Raw genomic sequence first — 3,333 nt, forward strand, 5'->3', positions numbered from 1 at the left:
GAAAGTTTTGCAATACGCTTTGAAGGTTTTATCCAGATTGACAACGCAGGAAAATACACATTCTCAACCCAATCCGACGATGGAAGCAAGCTGTTTATCGGCGGCAAAGAAGTAGTGAATAACGACGGTAACCACGGTGTGCAGGAAGAAACCGGCTCCATGGAACTGAAAGCCGGCAAACACCCGATCCGTGTCGAGTTTTATAACAATGGCGGCGGCTTCTGGCTCGATGCATTCTACAAAGGTCCCGGCCTCGCGAAGCAGCTTATTCCTGCCGACAAGCTGTTTGTAAAATAATCCCAATCAACACTGACACCTCACCAAATGGCTGAAACGCATAACCGGACAGAAGGCGATATCAACTTATCTTCTGCCCGCGCCGACTGGTACGCATTGATCAAAGATCCCGAAACGATTTCGTGGCTGAATGAAGACGAAACACATTTTCTTCACCAGTCTTTGTCGACGCCCTGCCTGGACGTACTTGCTTCTTGTGATGGTATTTACCTGACTGATATTCAGGGTAAAAGGTATATGGATTTTCATGGCAACAATGTGCACCAGCTCGGTTACAGAAATCCTTACATCGTAGAAAAAGTCAAAGCGCAGCTTGATATTCTTCCCTTTTCGCCGCGCCGGTACACCAATGTGCCTGCGATTGAGCTGGCCAAAAAGCTCGGCGATTTAATGCCGGGAGATTTGAAAAGGGTATTGTTTGCACCGGGAGGTACCTCGGCGATCAGCATGGCGCTAAAACTGGCGCGCATTGTTACTGGGAAGCATAAAGTGATTTCGCTCTGGGACTCTTTCCATGGCGCTTCGCTGGATGCAATTTCAGCCGGGGGCGAGCTGGATTTCAGGAAAGATATGGGGCCAATGCTGCCCGGCGTGGAACGCATTCCACCTCCGATGACTTATCGCGGGCCTTTTGCAGCTTCGGGAAGCGGCGACCTGGCTTATGCAGATTACCTCGAATATGTGATTGAAAAGGAAGGGGATATCGGTGCATTTCTGATTGAAACGATCCGGAATACCGATGTGCAGATTCCTTCGCAGGCGTACTGGCAGCGGGTCAGGGAAATTTGTACCAAACACGAAGTACTGCTGATACTCGATGAGATCCCGATTGCATTCGGTCGCACGGGGAAGATGTTTGCATTCGAGCATTATGGTATCCAGCCGGATATCGTTTGCCTCGGAAAAGGTTTGGGCGGCGGGATTATGCCGATGGCGGCAATTGTGGCAAGAGACAGCTATAATGTCGCGCAAGGCGTTTCACTCGGTCATTTTACGCATGAAAAAAGTCCGCTCGGAAGTGTAGCCGCGCTGGCTATGCTGGAATATATTGAACAAAACCAAATCCTGGAAAAAGTGCGGGAAGACGAACAGTTTGTGTCCGCAGCGCTTCAAAATCTCCAAGATAGATATCCCCTGATCGGCGACGTGCGCGGGATCGGACTTTTGTGGGGCATTGAGCTGGTAACTGACAGGGAAACCAAGGAAAAAGCCGTAAAACAGGCGGAGCTGGTGATGTACGAATGCCTGAAAAACGGTTTGAGTTTCAAAGTCTCCCAGGGTAACGTGCTCCAACTCTCGCCACCACTGATCATCACAAGCAAGCAGCTTACAGAGTCGCTGCAAATCTTGGAGAATGCATTGATCACCGCGTCAGGCATTGTCTGACCAAACAGCCGGATTATGCGATTGAAAGAAATACTTGCCCGATCCAACTTCCTGTTTATTCTCTGGGCTATCATCGCCTCTTTCGGCGCTTATTTCTGCATGTATGCATTCAGGAAGCCATTTAGTGCTGGCTTATACAACGGTCTGGAACTGGGCGACCTCAGCTACAAAACCGTCCTGATCATCGCGCAGGTTGCCGGTTACACCATTTCAAAGTTCATCGGTATCCGCATTATTTCCGAGCTGAAACCCGGCAGGCGCATTGTTTTTGTAATCAGCCTTATCATCATTGCCGAGCTTGCCCTGTTGCTTTTCGGCCTGGTTCCGCATCCTTACAATTTCATTTTCCTGTTTATAAACGGGCTCCCGCTGGGTATGGTGTGGGGAGTTGTATTCAGTTTTCTCGAAGGAAGGCGTTTTACTGAAATGCTTTCGATGGGGTTGAACATCAGCGTAGTCGTCGCCTCCGGGATTTTAAAAACAACCTACATTGAAATACACACCATTTTGCCCCAGGTATCTGAATTCTGGATGCCCGCTCTCATGGGCGGATTGTTTCTGCCTCTTTTTCTGATATTCGTCTGGATGCTTTCCATGATCCCCGCGCCGACTGCCGAGGATATTGCATTGCGCACCGAAAGGCTGCCCATGACGCAGCCGGACAAAAAGCAGGTAATGCGCCAATTTGGTTTTCCCGTGCTGTGCATGGTTGTATTTTATGCCTCGCTCGTGGTAGTACGCGATTTTCGGGACAATTTTATGATAGAGATCTGGAACGAGGTCGATACGAATTGGGTAAGCAGTGTTTTGACACAAACAGAAATGATAACCGGGCTGGTAGTGCTCATCATCATCGGCTCACTGGGCTTTATCAAAGATAACCTTGCCGGCTTTCGTGCCACCAACATTATCCTCTTCGCGGGCATGCTGATGATCGGGCTATCGACTTTCCTGTTCTCGCAAAAACTGATTACCAGCTTTTACTGGATGCTTTTTGTAGGAATGGGCTTGTTCCTGGCTTATACGCTGCTGCAAACTGTATTTTTCGACAGAATGATCGCGCTGTACCGGATCCGCGCCAATGCGGGTTATTTCGTTTATATGTGCGAAAGCATCGGTTACCTCGGCAGTGTGGGGTTATTGCTTTACAAGGAATTTTTTCTAAAAGAACTAAGCTGGTCGGGCGTGCTGATGCACTTCGCCTACATCCAGTTCGGGGTTGGGTTTCTGCTCTTGCTGCTGACCAACCTGAGCCTGGAAAAGCGGCGAAGCAGTTCGTCTTCCAACAACAATGCGCCACTGGCTGTCATCTGAAAGGTCATAAAAAAAGGAGAAGCTAGTGTTCTCCTTTTTAAATCTCAATTTCACCTTAACCTTATTTCAATCTATTTGGCCAGTTTAAGCTCCACAATGGAAGCTTTCTGAGCTGGCGTGTACTTGTTGTATTCGTTAACCGTTTTGCCGTTTTGCGGGGCCGGTGTTTCAAGTGCCGGAGTAGTGGCGGGTAATGCTGTTTTTGCCGCTTCTTTTACTTCGTTATTGTTATTTGCAAAAGCGATAGTGCTGCTCAATGTCAATGCAAATGCGAAAGTTGTGATCAGATTTTTCATGGCTCTAAAAATTTAAATTCTTGTCTTTGTCTTATTTGTT

4 protein-coding genes are annotated in these 3,333 nt (G+C 48.2%); 3 read left to right on the forward strand and 1 reads right to left on the reverse strand.

The window, feature by feature from the left end:
* The 3 genes from ACTIE6_RS20770 to ACTIE6_RS20780 form a co-directional block, all read left to right on the forward strand.
* The coding region (locus ACTIE6_RS20770; RefSeq protein WP_439558456.1) for a PA14 domain-containing protein at nucleotides 1-297 on the forward strand (297 nt) is incomplete at its 5' end.
* Between the two features lie 27 nt (nucleotides 298-324).
* A complete protein-coding gene (locus ACTIE6_RS20775; protein WP_439558457.1) occupies nucleotides 325-1,683 on the forward strand; it encodes an aspartate aminotransferase family protein in 1,359 nt (452 codons plus the stop codon).
* Nucleotides 1,684-1,698: 15 nt separating this feature from the next.
* The gene (locus tag ACTIE6_RS20780; protein ID WP_439558458.1) at nucleotides 1,699-2,997 is read left to right on the forward strand and encodes a DUF5690 family protein; all 1,299 of its coding nucleotides are present in this window, start codon (nucleotides 1,699-1,701) and stop codon (nucleotides 2,995-2,997) included.
* A 71-nt stretch (nucleotides 2,998-3,068) separates the two neighbouring features.
* Here ACTIE6_RS20780 and ACTIE6_RS20785 read toward each other — a convergent pair whose 3' ends face one another.
* Nucleotides 3,069-3,293: a hypothetical protein gene (locus ACTIE6_RS20785; RefSeq protein WP_439558459.1), complete on the reverse strand. Its 225-nt coding sequence runs from the start codon at nucleotides 3,291-3,293 to the stop codon at nucleotides 3,069-3,071.
* Nucleotides 3,294-3,333 lie beyond the last annotated feature (40 nt).

The organism is Dyadobacter sp., assembly GCF_051859145.1.
In the GTDB taxonomy this organism is placed as follows: Bacteria; Bacteroidota; Bacteroidia; order Cytophagales; family Spirosomataceae; genus Dyadobacter.

Coding starts and splice junctions, on each gene's coding strand:
- ACTIE6_RS20780 (WP_439558458.1), top strand. CDS start 1,699: ATGCGATTGAAAGAAATACTTGCCCGATCCAACTTCCTGTTTATTCTC.
- ACTIE6_RS20775 (WP_439558457.1), top strand. CDS start 325: ATGGCTGAAACGCATAACCGGACAGAAGGCGATATCAACTTATCTTCT.
- ACTIE6_RS20785 (WP_439558459.1), bottom strand. CDS start 3,293: ATGAAAAATCTGATCACAACTTTCGCATTTGCATTGACATTGAGCAGC.